We start from the raw sequence: 22,613 nt of genomic DNA, 5'->3' as shown, positions 1-22,613 counted from the left end.
CCCGCGGCGTCCTCTGGTTTTTCGCGAGCGAGCTCGCTCCTACAGTAGACGCAGAGACGCAGAGACGCAGAGACGCAGGGACGCAGTAGAAATAGCCGAAGCAGTCGAATCAGTTAAACCAGGTCCGATAGCTTCTGTGCCTGGACCAACGTGGTTTCGTCGATCTGATCGATCGACGTCACCCCGGTCAGCGTCATGGCCACGCGCATTTCCCGGGCAAAGATATCCAGCATGTTTTCCACTCCGCGTTGACCGTCGGCGGCCAGCGCGTAGGCCATTGATCGTCCCAGAAGGACGCCTTTGGCACCCAGCGCGAGCATGCGCACCACGTCCAGTCCCGAGCGAATGCCCGAGTCGACCAGCACGGTCAGGTCATTCGCCACGGCTTGCACGATCGGTGGCAATGCCCGGGCGGTCGAGAGCACGCCGTCCAGTTGGCGGCCGCCATGGTTCGACACGACGATGCCGTCAGCCCCGAAGCTGACAGCGTCCCTGGCATCCTGGGGATCGAGGATGCCCTTGATGATCATCGGCCCTTGCCAGAAATCGCGTATCCACTCCAGGTCACTCCAGCTGATCGATGGGTCGAAATTATTCGCCAGCCAGCCCATGTAGTCCTCAAGGGTCACGGCCTTGCCCAGGTATCTGGAAATGTTGCCCAGGTCATGGGGACGGCCCATGAGGCCGACGTTGAAGGCCCAGTCGGGCCGGGTCATGGCTTGCAGCATGCGCCGTGACGAAGCGTACGGACCGGACATCCCCGAATGCGCATCGCGATAACGCGCGCCGGGCGTTGGCATGTCCACGGTGAACACCAGGTTCCTCACGCCGGCCGCCTTGGCGCGCTCGAGTGCGTTTTTCATGAAACCGCGGTCCTTGAGCACGTACAGCTGGAACCAGATCGGTTGCTGGCTCTGGGCGACGACTTCCTCGATCGAACACACCGAGACCGTCGAAAGGCACAAGGGAATGCCTTTGTTCTGCGCAGCCCTGACGGCCTGGACTTCACCCCGGCGAGCAAACATGCCCGTCAGGCCGACCGGCGCCAACACGATCGGCATCGCGAGTTTCTGTTCGAACAGGGTGGTCTCCAGGCTCAGGGTCTCGACGTTTTTCAGGATCCGCTGGCGCAGGCTGATGCCGCTAAGATCGGCGCTGTTGGCCCGCAACGTATGCTCTGCATAGGCCCCGCCGTCGATGTAATCGAACAAAAAGCGCGGGAGTTTGCGCCGCGCCGCCTCGCGATAGTCGGATGCAGATGAAATGATCATGAAGACGCTGCCTCGGTCTGGTGATTGCGATGACCCATGTGCTCAGGTTAACGAAAACGCCCCGCGTGTGCGGGGCGTTTTTTCGTCTGCTGTCAGTTGGTGTCCAGGTCGACGTTTTTCGTCTCACGCAAACAGATCAAGCCGACCACCAGGCTCACCCCGGTGATCAGCACCGGGTACCAGAGCCCATAGAAAATATCCCCGGTGTAGACCACCAGCGCGAACGACACCGTCGGCAGGAAGCCACCGAACCAGCCGTTGCCGATGTGATAGGGCAGGGACATCGAGGTGTAGCGGATGCGCGTCGGGAACAGCTCGACCATCAACGCTGCCAGTGGGCCGTAGCACATGGCGGAGATGATGATCAGCCCGACGATCAATGCCACGATCATCGGTTTGTTGATCAGCTGGGTGTCTGCCTGTGAGGGATAACCGGCCAGGGTGATCGCACCGCGCAGGGCGGCTTCGTCATAGCCGTCGATCTTCACGTCGCCGACGCTGACCTGTACGGCGCTACCCGCAGGGGCGGCGGCGCTGCTGTAGGGCAGGCCTTGCTTGACGAGGAAGGTCTTGACCTTGTCGCACGGGCTGTCGAATTTCGCTTTGCCCACTGGATCGAACTGGAAGGTGCAGGTGGCCGGGTCGGCCAGTACCGTAATCGGCGCTTGTTGGCTGGCCAGGTCAATGGCCGGGTTGGCGTAGTGCGCCAGGGATTTGAAGATCGGGAAGTACAGGACCGTGGCCAGCAGCAGGCCGAGCATCAGCACCGGTTTGCGCCCGACCTTGTCCGACAGCCAGCCAAAGAAGATGAAGAACGGCGCGCCGATGATCACGCTGATGATCAGCAGGCTGTTGGCCAGGGCCGGGTCCATCTTCAGGAACTGGGTGAGGAAGAACAGCACATAGAATTGCGCCGCGTAGAAGGTGACGGCCTGACCGGCGTTGATGCTGAACAGGGCAATCAGCACCACCTTGAGGTTTTCCCATTTGCCGAAGGAGTCACGAATCGGCTGCTTGCAGAGCTTGCCTTCCTCTTTCATTTTCACGAATGAGGGGGACTCGTGCAGGCTCAGGCGAATCCAGGTGGAAATCCCCAGCAGCACGATGGAAAACAGGAACGGGATTCGCCAGCCCCAGACTTCGAATTGGTCGCCGGTGAAGTAGCGGCACCCCAGTACCACCAGCAGCGACAGCAGCAGGCCGAGGGTTGCGGTGGACTGGATCCAGCTGGTGTGGAAGCCGCGCTTGCCGATCGGTGCGTGTTCCGCCACGTAGGTCGCCGCGCCGCCGTATTCACCGCCCAGGGCCAGGCCCTGGAGCATGCGCAGCACCACCAGGATGATGGGCGCGGCAATGCCGATACTGGCGTAGGTGGGCAGCAGGCCGACGCAGAAGGTCGCCACGCCCATCAGCACGATCGTCGCCAGGAAGGTGTACTTGCGCCCGATCATGTCCCCCAGTCGGCCGAACACCAGCGCGCCGAACGGCCGCACGATGAAGCCTGCCGCGAAGGCCATCAGGGCAAAGATGAACGCCGTGGTGTCATTGACCCCCGAAAAAAACTGCTTGCTGATCACTGCGGCGAGCGCGCCGTAGAGAAAAAAGTCGTACCACTCGAAGACCGTTCCAAGTGACGAGGCGAAGATGACCTTGCGGGTGTCGTGACCGATCTCGGCGCGGCCCACGGTCTCCAGCGGCTGAACATGTTCTGACATATCGGTATCCCTTACAGTGATTGTTGTTTTTGTTCCACTGTCGGCGCCTGCCTTGTGGGCGGGTGCCGGTACTTCGATGTAGGTAGTGCGTGCGCGGGGGTTTCAGGTGGTGGTGACCCGTTCCTTTGGCGTGGTGGTGCTCCTTAAGGTTGGATTGAGGATCAACTCTGCGGCCTTTTCCGCAATCATCAGCGTAGGCGAACAGGTGTTGCCCGAGGTGATTCTTGGCATGATCGAAGCGTCGGCAATCCGCAGACCGGGAATGCCGTGGACTTTGAGCTGCGCGTCGACCACCGCGTCCCGATCGTTGCCCATGCGGCAGGTACCCACCGGGTGAAAAATCGTCGTGCCGATGCGCGCGGCCGCTTCGTGCAGTTCTTCCTCGCTTTGCAAACTGTCCCCGGGCAGATATTCCACCGGGTTGAAGCGGGCGAGGGCGGGGGCCGACACGATGCGCCGGGTCAGGCGAATGGCATCCGCCGCGACCCGCAGGTCTTGCGGATGACTCAGGTAGTTGGGCTGGATCAATGGCGCGTCCTGGGCATTGGCGCTGCGGATTTCCACGCGACCACGACTTTGGGGGCGCAAATCACACACCGACGCAGTGAAGGCGGGAAAGGCATGCAACGGCTCGCCGAAGCGCTCCAGCGACAGCGGCTGCACGTGGTACTCGAGGTTGGCCGAGGTCTGCTCCGGCCCCGACCGGGCAAAAGCGCCCAGCTGGCTCGGCGCCATCGACAGCGGCCCGCTGCGGTTGTAAAGGTAACGCAGGCCCATGCCCATCTTGCCCCACACGCTGCCGGCGATCTGGTTCAGGGTGCGGGCATTTTCCAGCTTGTAGATCAGGCGCAGTTGCAGGTGATCCTGCAGGTTGCCGCCAACCCCCGGTAGTTCATGGGCCACACCGATGCCGAGTGATTGCAGGAGTGGGCGAGGGCCGATGCCCGAGCGTTGCAGGATACTTGGCGAGCCGACGGCGCCTGCGCACAGGATGATCTCCTGGCGAGCCCTGAAGGTTCTCGGTTGGCCCTGGCAGCGGCTGATGACCGCCGAGGCGCGGCCATTGTCCAGTTGTACGCGATCGACTTCGACGTCAGTCAGTACCGTGAGATTGGGCCGGTGCCGCACGGGCTTGAGAAACGCCTTGGCCGCATTCCAGCGAACCCCGGCTTTCTGGTTGACCTGGAAATACCCGCAGCCTTCGTTATCGCCCTGGTTGAAGTCATCGACACTGGCAATTCCGCGCTGTTCGGCGGCGCTACGGAACGCGTCCAGAATCGGCCAGGACAGGCGCTGGCGTTCGATCCGCCATTCCCCGGCAGCGCCATGAAACTGCGAGTCGCCGGCAAAGTGGTCTTCACTTTTCCTGAACAGCGGCAACACCTGGTCCCAACCCCAGCCGGGGTTGCCGTCGGCGGCCCAGCTGTCGTAATCGCCGGCCTGGCCGCGCATGTAGATCATGCCATTGATCGAGGAGCAGCCGCCCAGCACCTTGCCCCGAGGATAGCTCAGGGCACGCCCTTGCAGGCCAGGTTGCGCCTCGGTCTTGAAGCACCAGTCGGTACGCGGGTTGCCGATGCAGAACAGGTAGCCCACCGGAATGTGAATCCACGCATAGTTATCGCGACCGCCCGCTTCGAGCAGCAAGACCCGATGCTGCGGGTTGGCCGAGAGTCTATTGGCCAGCAAACAACCGGCCGGACCGGCCCCGACTACTACATAGTCGTATTCATCAAGGGAAGTCGGCATCCCTGACCTCGTATTGTTGTTGTTCTTGTTGTCAGTCATCCTAGTTGTTAGCTTTCGTTTAAAGAATGTTAATTTTTGCGCAGCCGCTGTGCGTTTTTAAACAGTGCGGCCTTGGGGACGATCGATGTTCGACTGGAATGACCTGCGGTTTTTTCTTGAACTCCAGCGCAGCGGGCGCTTGCTCACCGCCGCGCGTCGTTTGAACACCACCCATGCCACCGTCGCCCGGCATATCGAAGCCATCGAAAAAAGCCTGGGGACCGCGCTGTTCGTCCAGCATGCCCAGGGTTACCAGATGACGCCTGCTGGCGAAGCGCTGCTCAAACATGCCGAGGCCATGGAAAACGTCGCGTTGCTGGCCCAGGAAGAAATGACCCAATCGACGGCGCCCCTCGGCAAGATCCGCGTGGGGGTCACCGAGGGGCTGGGCATCATGTTTCTCGCCAGCCGCATGAACGACCTCTTCGAGCGTTACCCCGGTCTGGAAGTGGAGCTGGTCGCGGTGCCGCGTTTTGTCAGCATCCTCAACCGCGAAGCCGAAATCAGCATCCACCTGGAACGGCCGGCGGCCGACATGTTGGTCACGCGCAAGCTCACGGACTACCGCCTGGCGCTCTATGCCAGCCAGGACTACCTGGATCGCGCGCCACCGTTGCGCAGCCGTGAAGACCTCGGCCGGCATGCGTGGATTGGCTATGTCGACGACCTGCTGTTCAGCCAGGAACTGATGTTCCTCAACAGTTTCTGCCGCAACCCCCAGGTGGTCTTCCACAGCACCAGCGTCATCGCCCAGCAGCAGGCGGCGCGCTCGGGGCTGGGGATCGCGGTGCTGCCGTGCTACATGGCCAGTGCCGATCCGGGGTTGGTGGCGTTGCTGCCGGATGAAAGCCTTCTGCGCAGCTACTGGATCAGCACCCGCCGCGAGCTGCACAAGTCGGTGCGGCTGCGGGTGTTGTGGGACTACGTGGTGGCGTTGTGTGAAAGCGAGCAGGAGCTGTTGCTGGGCACGGATCAAGCTGCACTGTAGGAGCGAGCTTGCTCGCGAGGGTCTTAAGGTCGCGGCGGGTCACCTGTTGCCCCGCGTTCTTGCGTACCTCCATCGCGAGCAAGGGATGGGTATTTCACGGGAGGATTTCGAAGGACGTTGTGGCCAACCGCTCGCCGTTCACCATCACATGCACCGCGTGCTTGCCCGCGTAATGGCGGCGGGTGGTGAGCTCCTTGATCTGCTGGCTGCGCGCCACTCGTTCGCAAGCCTTGCCCGGCAGGGTCAGCGCCTTGAGCTTGAACACCTTAGCCGAGGTGCTGCCATTGCCCTTGACGTAGTCGATCGCATAATCGATCACCAGCCGCTGGCCGTGCTCGACCGTGGATTGCACGGCAAACGACAGCGTGATCTTCTCCCCAAGCGTAATGACTGGCGGCTCAACCCGAACGTCCGTGATCTGGACTTCGGCCTTGCCGCCTGCGCCGATGATCGCCAGTGCCCGTCGGTTGCCTTGCTTGATCAGGCTGCGCAGGGCGTGCTTGGCGATCCAGGCAGTGTGCCGGTTTTCCAGCGACCAGCCTTCGATCAGGTCCAGCACCCAGTCGGGATGCTCCTTGGTGATGTCGTTCAAATGATTGGCCACGGACTTGCGCACGTACAGGCTGTCGTCGGCCTTGAGGTTGTCGAGGATCGCAGCGGCCAGGCCCGGATCAGCCTGGATCCGCTCCAGCCGGAAAGACCAGGGCAGTCGCGGCCGGCTGCCTTCGCTTGCCAGGCGGCGGACGTGTTCGTTGTCATCCAGCGACCACTGGTGCATGACCGCCAGGGTGCGTTCGAAATCGCTGCGCAGGAAATATCGGATTGCAAATTCCGATGAACCAAACACGGTGAAGTATTTGAGCGCGGCCATCGACTCTTCGAACGCATGGCTGCCATAGGTCGCGACATAATGCGGCAATGAAATGCTGACGAATCCGCTGTTCAACCTAGGCGCCAAGGCCCGCAGCACGCCGAGGGTTTCCTCGTAGCTCAACGGCAGCACCGCATGCAGGCATTCACTGACCCGGGCCATGCGCTGCATGATTGACAATTCGGCGAGGCCTTCGTTGGCCATCTTCATGAATGCCTTGGCGTTGAACTCGGGATACACCGCGCTCATCTCGGTCGCGATGTGCCGGAGGCGCTCGGCGTTGAAGATTTCCTTAAGCGCAGGAGCGGGTTGATCAGCAGCCATTGTGGGTTCCTTAGGTTGTGTGAGCTGCCTGGGGTAACGGCCCACCCTGTACTGAAGCAATCAGACCTTGCCCAGTTTTTCCTCTTCCAGCTGATCGGACTCAAACAGCTTCGCCAATTCCGCCCGGGCTTCCTGCGCCGTCTGCAGCACTTTGGCCTCATCGTCATAAATCGCATGCTGGGCTTCCAGCACCTGTTCATCGTGATGCTTGAAGCGTTTGATGCGGGCGTCGGCCTGGGCCTGGGTCAGGCCCAACCCTACCAGCGTGCGGCGGCTCATTTCCAGGCTCGAATAGTAGGTTTCCCGAATCGCCTCGGCTCCCAGGTCCACCAGGCGGTGCACATGCTGGCGGTTACGGGCGCGGGCGATGATCTTGATGTGCGGGTAGAGCTTGTGCACCACCTCGGCAGTCTTGATGTTGGTGTCAGGGTCATCGGTGGCAATCACAAAATATTCCGCCTGTTCGACCTTGGCGGCGCTGAGGATTTCCGGGCGCATAGGATCGCCGTAGAACACCGGCACGCCGCCAAAACTGCGAGACAATTCGATGGTTTCCACTGAAGTGTCGAGGGCGACGAACTTGATGTTCTGCGCCCGCAGGATCCGCGCGACGATCTGCCCCATGCGGCCCATGCCGGCGATCACGACTCGCGGGGCATCGGTGTCGATCTCACGAAACTTCTCCGGCACCACCACCGGCTGCACCTTCGGGCTCACCAGGCGTGCGCACACCAGCAACAGCAGCGGGGTCACAGCCATGGACAAGGTGATGGTCAACACCAGCAAATCGTAAAGGCGCGGCTCGAACAGGCCCTGGTCGCGGCCGATCTTGAACACGACAAAGGCGAATTCACCGCCCGCTGCCAGCACGATACCCAGGCGAATCGCACTGACCTTGCCCAGGCCACCGGCCAGCCGCCCGACAACAAACAGCAGCGGCAACTTGATGGCGATCAGCAACAGGGTCAGGCCCAGCACGGTGATGGGTGCACTCAGCAGCAGGCTCAGGTTGGCGCCCATGCCGACGCTGATGAAAAACAGGCCCAACAGCAAACCCTTGAACGGTTCGATCTGCGCTTCGAGTTCATGACGGTACTCGGAGTCCGCCAGCAGCAGCCCGGCGAGAAACGCCCCCAAGGCCATCGACACGCCCACCAGGTCCATCAGCCACGCCGTGCCGATCACCACCAACAACGCGGTGGCGGTGGACACTTCCGGCAGCCCCGTCCTGGCCACCACGCGAAACACCGGCCGCAACAGGTAGCGCCCGCCGATCACCACCACGGCGATACTGCCCAGCACCCGCAACCCATGATTGACATCTTCGGCTGCAGTGGAGGTGTGGTCGCCTCCCGCCAGCAGCGGCACCATGGCGATCAGCGGGATCGCTGCGATGTCCTGGAACAGCAGGATCGCAAAGGCCAGTCGGCCGTGGGGGCTGGTCAGTTCCTTGCGCTCGGCGAGGCTCTGCAGGCCGAAGGCGGTGGAGGACAGGGCGAGGCCCAGACCCAGCACGATGGCACTGTTGAGCGGCTGGCCGAACATGAACAAGGCGGTCACGCCAATCACCGAGCCGGTCAGCAGGACCTGTGCAAGGCCGACGCCAAACACGGATTTGCGCATCACCCACAACCGTCTCGGTGATAACTCCAGGCCAATGATGAACAACAGCAACACCACGCCGAGCTCGGAAATATGGCTGACGCTCTGTAGATTGCCGATCAGGCCCAGCACCGACGGGCCAATGATCACTCCCGCAAACAGATAGCCCAGCACCGCGCCCAGTTGCAGGCGCTTGGCCAGGGGCACGGCCAGCACCGCCGCAAACAGAAAGACGACAGCGGCTTGCAACAGGTTGCCTTCATGGGGCATGGCTTACTCCAGAACTCGGTACGGCGGGGGCGACAAGGATAAAGCCTGAAACCGGACGCGTCAGCCATGGGCCGGCATGATTGTATGAATGCAGCCTGTTTGGCGGCTTCGGCGAATCGTTGCGTCCTGAGTGAATGATTTTCTCCGCCCGTAGTCGGAGTTCAGGTATTACGACATTTCTGGAGGATCAACCATGAACAGCAAAACCCTCATCGCCGCCCTGGCCATTGCCGCCGGCGTTGCCGGAATCAGTCCCATCGTTCAAGCGGCTGACCCACCTGAAAAAACCGTGCAGCCAAGTGCTACCAATACCCGTGAACTGAATGTCAACGACCGCGCCCCGGATATCTATCAGCGTCCTGAAAAAGCGCTGAAAAACTGGAAGGCCAAAGGCTTGAAAGCGCCGGTGGAGCAAGCTCAGTGGGTGCAGGTGCATGACAAGTACATGATGGTGATGATTACCAACGGGACGATCGTCGATATCACCCCGGTGGAAAAATAAACGCCCGGTCATGCGCTAAAGTTTCGGCAATGCGGGATAAAGGCCGCTTCTGAAACCTCTTGCCAGGCTACAGGAGATTGAGTGGCCAGCCATCGGCTGACTTATAGCACTTCGCCCTTGTCCCACAGATTCACCAGATCCACAGGTGCCTGGTCTTCAGGCACTTTCATCAGCATCCGGTCATCTTGCTCGCCGCTACGATAGAGCACTTCAATTTCGTAAAAGCGCTGATCACCCTGGCCTGCGGCCTGTTCGGTGTAGGGCAGGCAGCCTTCCAGCACGCTGCAGATGCGCGAGCGCTGCTCCATGTCGCATTGGGCGAACTCGATGCTGCGCGGGCGTGTCAGGGCATGGATGGCGGCGACGCCGCCCTGGCGGGAAAGGTGGACGACTGCATCATCGCCCAGGGTTGGCAGGGTTTTCATGATGACTCCCGATTCGGTTCTACGCCCACATCGGACCAGGCTTGCGCCACCGCGTGCTGTTCGTCCGGGCCAAAGCGCTTGAGCGCCTGCTCGAGGGTCAGCGCGGCAAACTCACTGAATGATGCTTGCGTACCCAGACGCGGGTCGCACAACGTGTCGTACCAGATATGGCCGGCTTTCTGCCAGGCGAATCCGCCCAGCGCCTGGGCCGCCAGATAAAACGCCCGGTTGGGGATGCCGGAATTGATGTGCACGCCGCCATTGTCTTCCTGGGTGATGACAAAATTGCGCATGTGCCCGGGTTGCGGGTCCTTGCCGAGCAGCGGGTCGTCGTAGGCGGTGCCAGGGTGGGCCATCGAGCGCAGGCCGTCGCCTTTGATCTGCGGCGCGAGCAGGTCGGCGCCGATCAACCAGTCGGCCTCCTCGGCGGTCTGGCCCAGTACATGCTGCTTGATCAATACACCGAACACGTCCGATATCGATTCATTCAGCGCCCCGGACTGATCGGCGTAAATGAGCCCGGCTTCACTTTCGATCACGCCGTGGGTCAATTCGTGGCCGATGACATCCAGGGAGCGAGTGAAGCGCTCGAAGATCTCGCCATCGCCGTCGCCGAACACCATCTGCGCACCGTTCCAGAACGCATTCTCGTACTCCTGCCCGTAATGCACGGTGCCAATGAGGGCAAAACCCTGATTGTCGATCGAGTCGCGAGCGTGCACTTTCCAGAAAAAATCATAGCTGGCCCCCAAGGCGTCATAGGCTTCGTCGACCGCAGGGTCACCCGTGGCCGCCTGGCCCTCAACGCGTACCGGCATCCCTGGCAGGAGCATTTTGCCCTGAGCGTCATGGATACTGCGCTCGGCCACGCCGGGCCGAGTGGAGGGTGGCAGCAGGGTGGTCGCAGGCGGGCGCGCCGGCGGGCGAGGGGTGTGGCGCAGCGTGCGCACGTGGGTGAGGGTGCTCTGCGCACTGGAACGCTGCCGCTCGGAGCCGTGGGCAATGATGCGGTTAAGAATGTAGGGCGGGATGAAACTGCGCGGTGAGTCGGTCATCAGAGCGTCCTTTCCTGAGTACGGAGTCGATACTCATGTGGACGGACGGTTGCCGTTTCAGTTCCATGGATTGCCAACCACGCCGAATTCTGCGAAAACGCCCTGATTAACCGCTAGCGAGCAAGATTGATGAACGACGAATTACAGATCATTGACCTGTTGCCAGGCGACGGCAAGGCGGCGGTCAAGGGCGCCCTGATCACCACTCAATACCGCGGCTGGCTGGAAGACGGCACAGAGTTTGATTCGTCCTACAGCCGGGGCAAACCGTTTCAGTGCGTGATTGGCACGGGTCGGGTCATCAAGGGTTGGGATCAGGGAATCCCCGGCATGCAGGTGGGCGGCAAGCGAAAATTGCTGGTGCCGGCGCATCTGGCTTATGGCGAGCGGACCATGGGCGCGATTACGCCAAATTCGAACCTGATTTTCGAGATCGAATTGCTGGAAGTGCTGACCAGGGACGATTGAGCGCAGTCAACATCACAATCGCCAGCTCCGTAGGCGCCACGTCGGAGCTGCGTAGGCGCTGTCGAGTGCAACGAGGCTGCGATCTTTTGACCTTCTCTGAACTCTCAGACAATCAGACCAAGGGCCGTTTAACAACTTGAACCCCGACCCACGACCCTATACTGTATATCCAAACAGTTAGCGGCGTGCCCCCCATGGAACTCATCGACAAACTCAGCATTCTCGCCGACGCCGCCAAATACGACGCGTCCTGCGCCAGCAGCGGGGCGCCCAAGCGCAGCTCCGAGGGCAAAAGCGGCCTGGGTGCGAGCAATGGCATGGGCATCTGTCACAGCTATACCCCCGACGGGCGCTGTGTGTCGCTGCTGAAGATCCTGCTGACCAACTTCTGTCTCTATGACTGCCAGTACTGCGTCAACCGCCGCTCCAGCGACGTGCCGCGGGCGCGTTTCACACCGGAAGAAGTGGTGACGCTGACCATGGATTTCTATCGTCGTAACTGCGTCAGTGGGCTGTTCCTGAGCTCCGGGATCATTCGCTCGGCGGATTACACCATGGAGCAGTTGATTCGGGTGGCGCGGCTGTTGCGTGAAGAGCATGAGTTTCGCGGGTACATTCATCTCAAAACGATTCCCGAGGCCGACCCGGCGTTGATCGAGCAAGCGGGGCGCTATGCCGACCGGCTGAGCGTCAATATCGAGTTGCCCACGGACGCCAGCTTGCAAACCCTGGCTCCGGAAAAACACATCGGTTCGATCAAAGGCGCGATGCAGACCATCTACACGGGCGTTCAAACCGTTCTCAACGAGCCGCGAGCCCCCAGGTTTGCGCCGGCCGGTCAGAGCACGCAGATGATCGTGGGCGCCGATGACACCGATGACAGCACCATTCTCCACAGCGCCCAGTCGCTGTACGGCAACTTCAAATTGCGCCGGGTCTATTATTCGGCGTTCAGTCCGATTCCCGACAGTCCGAAAAGCGTGCCCCTGGCCGCGCCGCCATTGATGCGCGAGCACCGGTTGTACCAGGCTGACTTCCTGCTGCGCAGTTATGGCTACACCGCCGGGGAGCTGTTCAAAGGCCCGGGCCACCTGGCGTTGGACATCGACCCCAAATTGGCTTGGGCGCTGGAGAATCGGGATATTTTCCCACTGGACCTCAATCGCGCCGAGGCTTCCCTGATCTCGCGCATTCCCGGTATTGGACTGCGCACGACCGAGCGTCTGGTGGAACTGCGCCGCCAGCGTCGCATCCGTTATGAAGACCTGGCGCGCATGCGCTGTGTGCTGGCCAAGGCCAAGCCGTTCTTCATCACCAGCGACTACCATCCGCAGCAAGCGGAAGTCACCAGCCATCTGCTGTATCAACAACTGCGCGACCGCCCGCAGCCGCAGCAAATGGGGTTGTGGGGATGATTAATCTCAATTGCGACGACTTGTTCGAGACCTGGCGCCTGCAAGCGCGCTGGCTGCTAAGCCATGAGGTTGATCCTAGCCTGGTGGCGTGGGCCAGCGAAGGTGTGCAGGACCTGTTCGCCAGCGATCACGCGCTGCCCGAATCACAGGGGCCGTTCCTGGCGCGCATTCCGCGACTGCTGCTCGACACCCTGGAACAAGCCGCCCGTTATCGCGGTGATCAGCGCTGGAGTCTGTTGTATGAAGTGCTGTGGCGAGTCAGTCATGGGGATCGCACTGCAATGATGTCCGGGGACAAGCTGGGCAGCGAATTACAGAGAAGAATCAAACAGGTACAGCGTGAGTCTCATCATTTACATGCATTTGTGCGGTTCGTTGAATTGCCCGGCTGCGTCGGGCCGCAATATGTCGCCTGGCATGAGCCCGCCCACGACATTCTGCACAGTGCGAGCGAGCATTTCATTGGCCGCATGGGGCGCCATCGCTGGATGATTGCCACGCCCAGGGATGGGGTCTATTACGATGGCGAGCAGTTGAACTACCTGCGTCAATGCCCGGAGCAATGGCAGCAGATGGCGCAGAACGTAGACGATCCGCACGGTGACATGTGGCTGACCTATTACAGCCATATTTTCAACCCGGCGCGGTTGAACCCCAAGGTCATGCAAGGACACTTGCCCACCCGATTCTGGAAGAACCTGCCGGAGGGGGCGTTGATCCCGGGGTTGATCACCCAGGCCCGTACGGGCAAGCAGCAGGATGGCCAGGCCAGCGGGATCAAGGGGCGGCAGGGCAAGCGGATTGGTCAAACCAAGATGGAGTCGTCCCGTGGAACCCTATGAAACCCTATGAACCCCGCATCAGCTCCTACAGATCTATCCAAAATCTGTTATAGCCCAGGCAAAAAAAACCCCCCATTGCGGCAGCAATGGAGGGTCGGGGTGTCGCGAGCGTCAGGTCAGACCTTGACGATCCAGCCAGCGGGCGCTTCGATATCGCCGGTTTGTACACCCGTCAGCTCCTTGTAGAGCTTTTGGGTAACCGGACCAACCTCGGTTTCGCTGTGGAACACATGCAGATGATCGTTGTAGCTGATTCCGCCGATCGGCGTGATGACAGCAGCAGTACCGCAAGCACCGGCTTCCTTGAAGTCCGACAGCTTGTCGATCAACACGTCGCCTTCAATCACTTCCAGGCCCAGGCGCGATTTGGCCAGTTCGATCAGTGACAGACGGGTGATGCCCGGCAGCACCGACGGCGAGTTCGGCGTAACGAACTTGTTGTCGTGGGTGATCCCGAAGAAGTTGGCCGAGCCGACTTCTTCGATTTTGGTGTGGGTCATCGGGTCCAGGTAGATGCAGTCGGCGAAGTGAGCTTTCTTCGCCTGGGAACCTGGCATCAGGCTGGCCGCGTAGTTGCCACCGACCTTGGCCGCACCGGTGCCTTGTGGGGCCGCGCGGTCATAGCTGGAGATCAGGAAGTTATGCGGCGTCAGGCCACCCTTGAAGTAGGCACCGACCGGAATGCAGAAAATCGAGAAGATAAACTCCGGCGCAGTACGCACGCCGATGTTGTCACCTACGCCGATCACGAACGGGCGAAGGTACAGCGCGCCACCGGTACCGTAAGGCGGGATGAAACGCTCGTTGGCACGAACCACTTCTTTGCAGGCTTCGATGAACTGCTCGGTTTCGACGAACGGCATCAGCAAGCGCGCACAGCTGCGTTGCATGCGCAGGGCGTTCTGGTCAGGGCGGAACAGGTTGATCGAGCCGTCCTTGCAACGATAGGCCTTCATGCCTTCGAAGCACTGCTGGCCATAGTGAAGGGCCGTGGAGCCTTCGCTGATGTGCAGCACGTTGTCTTCGGTCAGGGTGCCTTTGTCCCACTCGCCGTTACGCCAGTACGAGAGATAGCGCTTGTCTGTCTTGATGTAATCAAAACCCAGCTTGTCCCAATTGATGCTTTCGTTACCCATGACACCCTCTATCACTGAACAACCGCCAAAGCGGTTCAAGGCTTCTGACGTTTTTTGGATGGGGACAACAATACTTCATTCCGGGCCTGTTTCGCAGCCCGGACTATCGGATGACAGGCAGATAAATCGAGTTGGCCTCGAGAAATCGCCAGCGGGCTAGCTCCCACAAGAGAACGCATTCCAAATGTGCGAGCCAGCCTGCTGGCGATGGGGCCATTTCTGCCGCCATCCATTGTTCTGAATTACAGATGCAACGCATGCCCCAAAGCACGCAATGCCGCTTCCTGCACCGCTTCGCCCAAGGTCGGGTGCGCATGGATGGTGCCGGCAATGTCTTCCAGGCGAGCGCCCATTTCCAGGCTCTGGCCGAACGCTGTCGATAACTCCGAAACCCCGACGCCGACCGCCTGCCAGCCGACAATCACATGATTGTCCCGACGTGCCACGACCCGCACGAAGCCGCTTTTCGATTCCAGTGTCATTGCCCGGCCATTGGCCGCGAACGGGAAACTGGAAACGATACAGTCCAGCCCGGCAGCCTTGACGTCGTCCGGAGTCTTGCCGACCACGACCAGCTCCGGGTCGGTGAAGCACACGGCGGCGATGGCGGTCGGGTTGAACTCGCGGGATTTGCCGCTGATCAGCTCGGCGACCATTTCGCCCTGAGCCATGGCGCGGTGCGCGAGCATCGGTTCGCCACTCAGGTCGCCGATGGCGTACACGTTGCGCATGCTGGTCTGGCAGCGGCCGTCGATTTTGATCGCCGCACCGTTCATGTCCAGATTCAGGGCTTCAAGGTTCCAGCCCTGGGTGTTGGGTTTGCGACCGACGGCCACCAGCACCTGATCCATTTCCAGGTTGAGCGTCGCGCCCCCCGGCTCAAGAACCTGGAGGGTATTACTAGAAGAATCAAAGCCTTGGACGCTATGCTTCAAGTAAAGCTTCACGCCCAGCTTCTTCAGTTCCTCATGCACAGGCTGGGTCAGTTCGGCGTCGTAAGCCGGCAGAATGCGCTCCTGCGCCTCGACCACACTCACGTCAGCGCCCAGTTTGCGATAGGCAATCCCCAGCTCCAGGCCGATATAACCGCCGCCAACGACAATCAGGCGCTTGGGCACCGAGGTCGGCGCCAGGGCTTGCGTCGAGCTGATGATCGGACCGCCAATCGGCAGCATCGGCAGGTTCACGGTTGTGGAACCGGTGGCCAGCACCAGATGCTCGCACTGGATTCGCGTGTCACCGACCTCGACGGTTTTGCCGTCGATGACCTTGGCCCAGCCCTGAATGACCTGGACCTTGTTCTTTTTCAGCAACGCGGCAACGCCAGTGGTCAGGCGGTCAACGATACCGTCCTTCCACTCGACGCTCCTGCCGATGTCGAGGGTGGGGGCCGCCACGCTGATCCCCAAGGCCGAGTGCTGGCTGTGTTGGCGGGTCTGGTGAAACTGCTCGGCGACGTGAATCAGTGCCTTGGACGGAATGCAGCCAATGTTCAGGCAGGTGCCGCCCAGGGATTGGCCTTCCACCAGGATGGTCGGGATGCCCAACTGGCCGGCACGGATCGCGGTCACGTAACCGCCAGGGCCGCCGCCGATGATCAGCAGCGTGGTGTTCAAAGTCTGATGCATGACCTACTCCACAAACAGGGTGGCGGGTTGTTCGAGCAAGCCGCGAACGGCCTGGATGAATTGCGCCGCGTCCATGCCATCGACCACGCGGTGATCGAAGGAGCTGGAGAGGTTCATCATCTTGCGGATCACGATCTGGCCTTTGACGACCATCGGGCGCTCGACGATTTTGTTCACGCCGACAATGGCCACTTCCGGCAGGTTCAGCACCGGCGTGCTGACGATACCGCCCAACGCGCCAAGGCTGGTCAGGGTAATGCTCGAGCCGGACAGCTCGTCGCGGCTGGCCTTGCCATTACGTGCAGCGCTGGCCAGGCGCGAGATTTCTGCGGCGTTGTCCCACAGGCTGCGGGCTTCGGCGTGACGCACCACCGGCACCATCAAGCCGATGTCGGCCTGGGTGGCGATGCCGACATGCACGGCACCAAGACGGGTGATGACCTGGGCTTCGTCGTCGTAGCGGGCGTTGATCTGCGGGAAATCACGCAGGGCAACTACCAGGGCGCGGACCAGGAACGGCAGCAGGGTCAGCTTGCCGCGGGTTGCGCCGTGTTTTTCGTTCAGGTGCGCGCGCAGTTCTTCCACGGCCGTGACGTCGATTTCCTCGACATAACTGAAATGGGCGGCGCGCTGGGTGGCATCCTGCATGCGCTGGGCAATCTTGCGGCGCATGCCGATCACCGGGATTTGCTCTTCGTCGTTACGCTGTGCGTACGCGGCGGTGGCGCTCGATGCGCTCGACTGACCTTGCGCCAGGTAGGCGTCGAGGTCTTCGTGCAGCACGCGACCGGCAGGGCCGGTGCCACGCACCAGGCGTAGCTGGATGCCCAGATCGAGCGCATGTTTGCGCACCGCCGGGGAGGCCAGCGGGCGTTCATCGGCCTCGCGAGCGACTATCGGGCCCTGGCAAACAGCTGCCCGTGGTGGCGCAGCGGCGACCGGTTTGTGTTCTACAGCGGCTTCGACTTTCGGCGCCGATGCTTCTTTTACAGCGGCAACGACCGGCTGGGCCGACTCTTTGACGTTGCCGGCGCCTTCGACTTCAATGCTGATCAGGACGCTGCCGACCGCCATGACTTCCCCGGGCACGCCGCCCAGTGAAATCACCTTGCCATGCACCGGCGATGGAATATCAACCATCGCCTTGTCAGTCATGACATCGGCCAGCACCTGGTCCTCGACGACCAGGTCCCCGACCTTGACGTGCCATACCGACAATTCCACTTCTGCAATGCCTTCGCCAATGTCCGGCATCTTGATAACGTGCGTGCCCATTCAGACCTCCATAACCCGATGCAAAGCCGCGCCCACTCGGGTCGGGCCAGGGAAATACGCCCACTCTTGCGCGTGTGGGTAGGGGGTGTCCCAACCGGTGACGCGTTCGATGGGCGCTTCCAGGTAGTGGAAGCAGTGTTCCTGCACCAGGGCGGACAGTTCGGCGCCGAAACCGCAAGTGCGGGTCGCTTCGTGAACGATCACGCAACGACCGGTCTTCTTCACCGACTTGACGATGGTTTCCAGGTCCAGCGGCCACAGGCTGCGAAGGTCGATGACTTCAGCGTCGATGCCGGTTTCTTCCGCGGCAACTTGCGACACATAGACCGTGGTGCCGTAGGTCAGGATGGTCACATCCTTGCCCGGACGCGCAATCGCGGCCACGTCCAGCGGTACGGTGTAGTAGCCATCCGGGACTTGCGCCGACGGGTGTTTCGACCAAGGGGTTACGGGGCGGTCGTGATGGCCGTCGAACGGGCCGTTGTACAGGCGCTTAGGCTCCAGGAAGATTACCGGGTCATCGTTCTCGATGGACGCGATCAGCAGGCCCTTGGCGTCGTAGGGGTTGGACGGCATCACCGTGCGCAAGCCGCAGACCTGGGTGAACATCGCTTCGATGCTCTGGCTGTGGGTCTGGCCACCGTAGATGCCACCGCCGCAAGGCATGCGCAGGGTCATCGGCGCGGTGAATTCGCCCGCCGAGCGATAGCGCAGGCGCGCCGCTTCGGAAATGATCTGGTCGGAGGCCGGGTAAACGTAATCGGCAAACTGGATTTCTGCCACCGGACGCAGGCCATAGGCACCCATGCCGACGGCTACGCCGACGATGCCACTTTCGGAAATCGGCGCGTCGAACACCCGGGAGGTGCCGTATTTGGTCTGCAGGCCTTCGGTGCAACGGAACACACCGCCGAAGTAGCCGACGTCCTGGCCGAAGACCACGACGTTGTCATCACGTTCAAGCATCACATCCATGGCCGAGCGCAGGGCCTGGATCATGGTCATGGTGGTCGTGGTCATGGCGGTTTCCAGCTCGATATTGTTGTTGTGATCGTTCATGTCAGATCCCCAACTCCTGACGCTGGCGCTTCAAGTGCTCCGGCATCTCTTTGTAGACATCCTCGAACATGGTCGCGGCGCTCGGAATCTGGCCCCCGGCGAGGGTGCCGTACTTCTCGGCTTCTTTCTGCGCGGCAATGACTTCGGCTTCCAGTTCGGCGCTGACGGCGACGTGTTCCTCTTCGGACCACTGGCCAATCTTGATCAGGTGCTGCTTGAGGCGCGCAATCGGGTCGCCCAACGGGAAGCAGCTCCAGTCGTCGGCAGGACGGTATTTGGATGGATCATCGGAGGTGGAGTGCGGGCCGGCGCGGTAGGTGACCCATTCGATCATGGTTGGGCCAAGGTTGCGGCGGGCGCGTTCGGCGGCCCAGGCAGAGGCGGCGTAGACCGCGACGAAATCGTTGCCGTCGACCCGCAGGGAGGCAATGCCGCAACCCACGCCACGACCGGCGAATGTCGTGGCTTCACCACCGGCAATCGCCTGGAAAGTCGAGATCGCCCACTGGTTGTTGACCACGTTGAGGATGACCGGTGCACGGTAGACGTGGGCGAAGGTGAGGGCGGTGTGGAAGTCCGACTCAGCGGTGGCGCCGTCGCCGATCCACGCCGAGGCGATTTTGGTGTCGCCCTTGATCGCCGAGGCCATGCCCCAACCCACGCCCTGTACGAACTGGGTGGCGAGGTTGCCGGAAATGGTGAAGAAGCCGTAATCCTTGACCGAGTACATGATCGGCAGTTGGCGTCCCTTGAGCGGGTCGCGTTCGTTGGACAGCAGTTGGCAGATCAGGTCCACCAGCGGCACGTTGCGCGCCATCAGAATGCTCTGCTGGCGATACGTCGGGAAGCACATGTCGTCGACATTCAGCGCCAGGGCCTGGCCGCTGCCGATGGCTTCTTCGCCAAGGCTTTGCATGTAGAACGACATTTTCTTTTGACGCTGGGCAACCACCATGCGGTTGTCATAGATGCGCGTCTTGAGCATGGCGCGCATGCCTGTGCGCAGGATCTCGGACGGTACGCCTTCAGCCCATGGACCCAGGGCATTGCCCTGGTCGTCGAGCACGCGAATCAGACCCTTGGCCAGGTCCGCGGTGTCGGCCGGTTCAACATCGATTGGGGGTTTGCGCACCGTGCCGGCATCGGTCAGACGCAGGTAGGAGAAGTCGGTTTTGCAGCCTGGGCGACCCGAAGGTTCGGGAACGTGCAGGCGCAGCGGTTCGTACGCTTGATTCATGGCTTCTACGCTCGATCTTGTGAATTTCTTGTAGTGAGCTGACGGTCATTCTTCTGTGGAAGAAATCTTGTCCTACAACAATCATAGGCCGGCTCAAGAAGAATATTTCTCTCTGTTTCGTTGCGCCGAAGATCATTTGAGGATAAAAAACCTGCATAAACATAAAAAACAGGTGATTTTGTCTCATGCGCAAACTGGACCGTACCGACATCGGCATTCTCAACAGCCTTCAGGAGAATGCGCGCATCACCAACGCCGACCTCGCACGCTCGGTCAACCTGTCACCCACCCCGTGTTTTAACCGGGTCAAGGCAATGGAAGAACTGGGCCTGATTCGCGAGCAGGTCACGCTGCTGGACGCCGAGCTGCTGGGGTTGCACGTCAACGTGTTCATTCACGTCAGCCTGGAAAAACAGGTGGAGGAGGCGTTGCAGCATTTCGAGGAGGCGATTTCCGATCGCCCGGAAGTGATGGAGTGCTACCTGATGGCCGGCGACCCGGATTATCTGATCCGCGTACTGGTGCCGACCATTCAGTCGCTGGAGCGTTTCATGATGGATTTTCTGACCAAGGTGCCCGGGGTGGCGAACATCCGCTCCAGCTTTGCGCTCAAGCAGGTGCGCTACAAGACCGCGCTGCCGTTGCCGGCGAACGGGTTGACGCTGGCTACCTGAAGATCAAAAGATCGCAGGCTGCGCCAGCGCCTGCATTGTCTACATGCACCGGGGGATCTCTGTAGGAGCTGTCGAGAGAAACGAGGCTGCGATCTCTTGACGTCAAAGCCGATTTACCGGGATCTTCAAGTAGGTAACGCCATTGTCTTCCGCCGGCGGCAGATTCCCCGCCCGCACATTCACCTGAATCGCCGGCAGCAACAGGTTCGGCATGCCCAAACCGGCATCGCGCTGGTTGCGCATGGCCACAAACTCGCTTTCGTCGACGCCGTCACGCACATGAATATTGCTTCGGCGCTGCTCACCAACCGTGGTCACGCAGCTGGGCTCGCGGCCCTCTGGCGGGTAATCGTGGCAGACGTACAAATTTACGCCGGCCGGAAACGCCAGGAGCTTCTGGATGGAAGCGAACATCTGGTTCGCGTTTCCCCCTGGAAAGTCGCAGCGGGCGGTGCCGACGTCCGGCATGAACAGTGTATCGCCCACTAGAATCAGGGTGCTGTCGACCAGATAGGCCATGTCCGCCGGGGTGTGCCCGGGCACGTGCAAGGCCGTCGCCTTGAGATTGCCGATCATGAATGACTCGTCCGGTGCAAACAGGTGATCGAACTGCGAGCCATCGGCGGCAAACCCGGGCTCCAGGTTGAACAGGCGCTTGAATACGTCCTGGACCTTGCTGATCGACTGGCCGATCGCGATCTTGCCGCCCAGTGCACGACGCAGGTAGGGCGCCGCTGACAGGTGATCGGCATGGGCGTGGGTTTCCAGCAACCACTGCACCTGCAATTGGTGAGTACGCACAAATGTACTGATGCGGTCGGCCTGGACCGTACCGGTGCGACCGGCCGCCGCGTCGTAATCCAGCACCGGGTCGACGATGGCGCAGGCACTGCCATCGCCCTCGTGGACTACGTAGCTCCAGGTCGATGAGGCAGGGTCAAGAAAAGCTTCAATCAGGGCAGGCATGTTGGCCGGTTCTTCGTTGAACAAGCGGTCAGCGTAGATTCATTTGCCCCGGATTGGCCAGCCCCTGGCAATTGGGGGAAGGAAAAATCGCGCCCTGGCTCTATCCTGTACACCATCGATACTGGGCGTTCCCGACTTTTCATGGATTAAGATTTTTTATGCTACTGGCAATTTTTTTTGGTGGGGTGATGGGCCTGGTCCTTGGGTTGACCGGGGCGGGGGGCGGCATTCTGGCGGTGCCGGCGCTGGTATTGGGGCTCGGCCTGAGCATGACCCAGGCAGCGCCCATTGCTTTGTTTGCCGTGGGCAGTGCGGCCGCAGTGGGCGCCATCGACGGTCTGCGCCACGGGCTGGTGCGTTATCGCGCAGCGTTGCTCATTGCGCTGCTGGGGGCGATCTTTTCGCCGGTGGGGGTTTTTTTCGCTCATCAGCTTCCGGAAAAGGTCCTGATGATGCTGTTCAGCCTGCTGATGATCATGGTCGCCTGGCGCATGCTGCGTCGCGAGCGCCATGGCGAAGGGCCGAGCGACCACGGCCATGCCAACTGGGGCCAGAAAAACTGCATGCTCGACCAGCAGACCGGGCGCTTTTCCTGGACCGCCAAATGCACCGCGACCCTGGCCGCGTTGGGCGCAGTCACGGGAGTGGTGTCCGGCTTGCTCGGGGTAGGCGGCGGGTTCCTGATCGTCCCGGCGTTCAAGCAACTGACCGACGTGCAGATGCGCGGCATCGTCGCCACTTCCCTGATGGTGATCAGCCTGATCTCGGCCATCGGTGTGATCGGCGCATTCCACGCGGGAGTGCGCATCGAAGGCCTGGGCGTGAGCTTCATTATCGCCAGCATCGTCGGCATGATCATCGGTCGGCGATTCTGTGCGCGGGTCCCGGCCCGGGCCCTGCAAGTCGGGTTCGCCAGCCTGTGTCTGGTCATTGCAGCCTGTATGTTGCTGCGTGCGAGCGTCTGAGCGTCTTACACCTTAAGTGGCGGGCCCAGGCGCGGGCCGGTCTTACGCCCAACTTGCCGCCTCACGCCAGCCAGTCCAAAGCACCTGCTGATCGCCCCCAAGGCAGCGTATGACGCCGCCGGTGCACTTTCGATAAT

20 protein-coding genes are annotated in these 22,613 nt (G+C 61.1%); 7 read left to right on the top strand and 13 right to left on the bottom strand.

The window, feature by feature from the left end; translation table 11 throughout:
* Positions 1–113: 113 nt before the first annotated feature.
* The 3 genes from lldD to HYI44_RS00425 form a co-directional block, all read right to left on the bottom strand.
* The gene (gene lldD, locus HYI44_RS00435) at positions 114–1,271 is read right to left on the bottom strand and encodes an FMN-dependent L-lactate dehydrogenase LldD (protein ID WP_225568465.1); all 1,158 of its coding nucleotides are present in this window, start codon (positions 1,269–1,271) and stop codon (positions 114–116) included.
* A gap of 92 nt (positions 1,272–1,363) precedes the next feature.
* Positions 1,364–2,986, bottom strand: coding sequence for an MFS transporter (locus HYI44_RS00430; RefSeq protein WP_045057681.1), 1,623 nt, complete (start codon positions 2,984–2,986; stop codon positions 1,364–1,366).
* 102 nt (positions 2,987–3,088) lie between these two features.
* Positions 3,089–4,735, bottom strand: a complete 1,647-nt coding sequence (locus tag HYI44_RS00425; RefSeq protein ID WP_225568464.1) for a GMC family oxidoreductase — start codon at positions 4,733–4,735, stop codon at positions 3,089–3,091.
* Positions 4,736–4,859: 124 nt separating this feature from the next.
* Here HYI44_RS00425 and HYI44_RS00420 point away from each other — a divergent pair, with 124 nt between their 5' ends.
* Positions 4,860–5,762 (top strand): LysR family transcriptional regulator, encoded by a 903-nt coding sequence (locus HYI44_RS00420; protein WP_122839581.1) that lies wholly within the window; start codon positions 4,860–4,862, stop codon positions 5,760–5,762.
* Between the two features lie 94 nt (positions 5,763–5,856).
* On the opposite strand, the gene HYI44_RS00415 is transcribed toward HYI44_RS00420, so the two are convergent.
* Together HYI44_RS00415 and HYI44_RS00410 are read right to left on the bottom strand one after the other, a co-directional pair.
* Positions 5,857–6,957, bottom strand: coding sequence for a DNA alkylation repair protein (locus HYI44_RS00415; protein WP_225568463.1), 1,101 nt, complete (start codon positions 6,955–6,957; stop codon positions 5,857–5,859).
* Between the two features lie 60 nt (positions 6,958–7,017).
* The gene (locus tag HYI44_RS00410) at positions 7,018–8,829 is read right to left on the bottom strand and encodes a monovalent cation:proton antiporter-2 (CPA2) family protein (protein ID WP_225568462.1); all 1,812 of its coding nucleotides are present in this window, start codon (positions 8,827–8,829) and stop codon (positions 7,018–7,020) included.
* A gap of 193 nt (positions 8,830–9,022) precedes the next feature.
* Here HYI44_RS00410 and HYI44_RS00405 point away from each other — a divergent pair, with 193 nt between their 5' ends.
* On the top strand, positions 9,023–9,331 hold the full coding sequence (locus HYI44_RS00405) for an RcnB family protein (protein ID WP_045057686.1): 309 nt from the start codon (positions 9,023–9,025) through the stop codon (positions 9,329–9,331).
* Between the two features lie 101 nt (positions 9,332–9,432).
* Here HYI44_RS00405 and HYI44_RS00400 read toward each other — a convergent pair whose 3' ends face one another.
* Complete coding sequence (locus HYI44_RS00400) at positions 9,433–9,756, bottom strand: protealysin inhibitor emfourin (protein WP_225568461.1); 324 nt, start codon at positions 9,754–9,756, stop codon at positions 9,433–9,435.
* Positions 9,753–10,811 (bottom strand): M4 family metallopeptidase, encoded by a 1,059-nt coding sequence (locus HYI44_RS00395; protein ID WP_225568460.1) that lies wholly within the window; start codon positions 10,809–10,811, stop codon positions 9,753–9,755. Before HYI44_RS00395 ends, HYI44_RS00400 begins: the two co-directional genes overlap by 4 nt.
* Before the next feature lie 129 nt (positions 10,812–10,940).
* Between HYI44_RS00395 and HYI44_RS00390 the strand changes: the two genes are divergently transcribed.
* The 3 genes from HYI44_RS00390 to HYI44_RS00380 all read left to right on the top strand — a co-directional run bounded on the left by HYI44_RS00390 (position 10,941) and on the right by HYI44_RS00380 (position 13,536).
* Positions 10,941–11,279 carry an FKBP-type peptidyl-prolyl cis-trans isomerase gene (locus tag HYI44_RS00390; protein ID WP_122839586.1) on the top strand — a complete coding sequence of 113 codons (339 nt, stop codon included), beginning with the start codon at positions 10,941–10,943 and terminating at the stop codon, positions 11,277–11,279.
* Positions 11,280–11,473: 194 nt separating this feature from the next.
* Complete coding sequence (locus HYI44_RS00385; protein ID WP_122839587.1) at positions 11,474–12,694, top strand: putative DNA modification/repair radical SAM protein; 1,221 nt, start codon at positions 11,474–11,476, stop codon at positions 12,692–12,694.
* Entirely contained in the window at positions 12,691–13,536 is an 846-nt protein-coding gene (locus HYI44_RS00380; RefSeq protein WP_225568459.1) for a TIGR03915 family putative DNA repair protein, read from the top strand. Before HYI44_RS00385 ends, HYI44_RS00380 begins: the two co-directional genes overlap by 4 nt.
* 116 nt (positions 13,537–13,652) lie before the next feature.
* Here HYI44_RS00380 and HYI44_RS00375 read toward each other — a convergent pair whose 3' ends face one another.
* The 5 genes from HYI44_RS00375 to HYI44_RS00355 form a co-directional block, all read right to left on the bottom strand.
* Positions 13,653–14,672 carry a branched-chain amino acid aminotransferase gene (locus tag HYI44_RS00375; RefSeq protein WP_225568458.1) on the bottom strand — a complete coding sequence of 340 codons (1,020 nt, stop codon included), beginning with the start codon at positions 14,670–14,672 and terminating at the stop codon, positions 13,653–13,655.
* A gap of 242 nt (positions 14,673–14,914) precedes the next feature.
* Positions 14,915–16,300: a dihydrolipoyl dehydrogenase gene (gene lpdA / locus HYI44_RS00370; protein ID WP_225568457.1), complete on the bottom strand. Its 1,386-nt coding sequence runs from the start codon at positions 16,298–16,300 to the stop codon at positions 14,915–14,917.
* A 3-nt stretch (positions 16,301–16,303) separates the two neighbouring features.
* Complete coding sequence (locus HYI44_RS00365) at positions 16,304–17,575, bottom strand: dihydrolipoamide acetyltransferase family protein (RefSeq protein WP_225568456.1); 1,272 nt, start codon at positions 17,573–17,575, stop codon at positions 16,304–16,306.
* On the bottom strand, positions 17,576–18,634 hold the full coding sequence (locus tag HYI44_RS00360) for an alpha-ketoacid dehydrogenase subunit beta (RefSeq protein ID WP_122839592.1): 1,059 nt from the start codon (positions 18,632–18,634) through the stop codon (positions 17,576–17,578). It abuts the gene before it with no gap.
* A 1-nt stretch (position 18,635) separates the two neighbouring features.
* Entirely contained in the window at positions 18,636–19,871 is a 1,236-nt protein-coding gene (locus HYI44_RS00355) for a 3-methyl-2-oxobutanoate dehydrogenase (2-methylpropanoyl-transferring) subunit alpha (protein ID WP_122839593.1), read from the bottom strand.
* 185 nt (positions 19,872–20,056) lie between these two features.
* Here HYI44_RS00355 and bkdR point away from each other — a divergent pair, with 185 nt between their 5' ends.
* Complete coding sequence (gene bkdR, locus HYI44_RS00350; RefSeq protein WP_122839594.1) at positions 20,057–20,545, top strand: Bkd operon transcriptional regulator BkdR; 489 nt, start codon at positions 20,057–20,059, stop codon at positions 20,543–20,545.
* A 102-nt stretch (positions 20,546–20,647) separates the two neighbouring features.
* Here the strand turns inward: bkdR and HYI44_RS00345 are convergent, their stop codons facing one another.
* Positions 20,648–21,511 (bottom strand): MBL fold metallo-hydrolase, encoded by an 864-nt coding sequence (locus HYI44_RS00345; RefSeq protein ID WP_225568455.1) that lies wholly within the window; start codon positions 21,509–21,511, stop codon positions 20,648–20,650.
* 158 nt (positions 21,512–21,669) lie between these two features.
* On the opposite strand from HYI44_RS00345, the gene HYI44_RS00340 reads away from it, so the two are divergent.
* Entirely contained in the window at positions 21,670–22,476 is an 807-nt protein-coding gene (locus HYI44_RS00340) for a sulfite exporter TauE/SafE family protein (protein ID WP_122839595.1), read from the top strand.
* Positions 22,477–22,613 lie beyond the last annotated feature (137 nt).

Source organism: Pseudomonas sp. Y24-6 (genome assembly GCF_020295325.1).
Taxonomy (GTDB): Bacteria; Pseudomonadota; Gammaproteobacteria; order Pseudomonadales; family Pseudomonadaceae; genus Aquipseudomonas; species Aquipseudomonas gregormendelii.
Note: the sequence above shows the minus strand (reverse complement) of the source record. Positions and strands in the feature narration are given on the sequence as shown.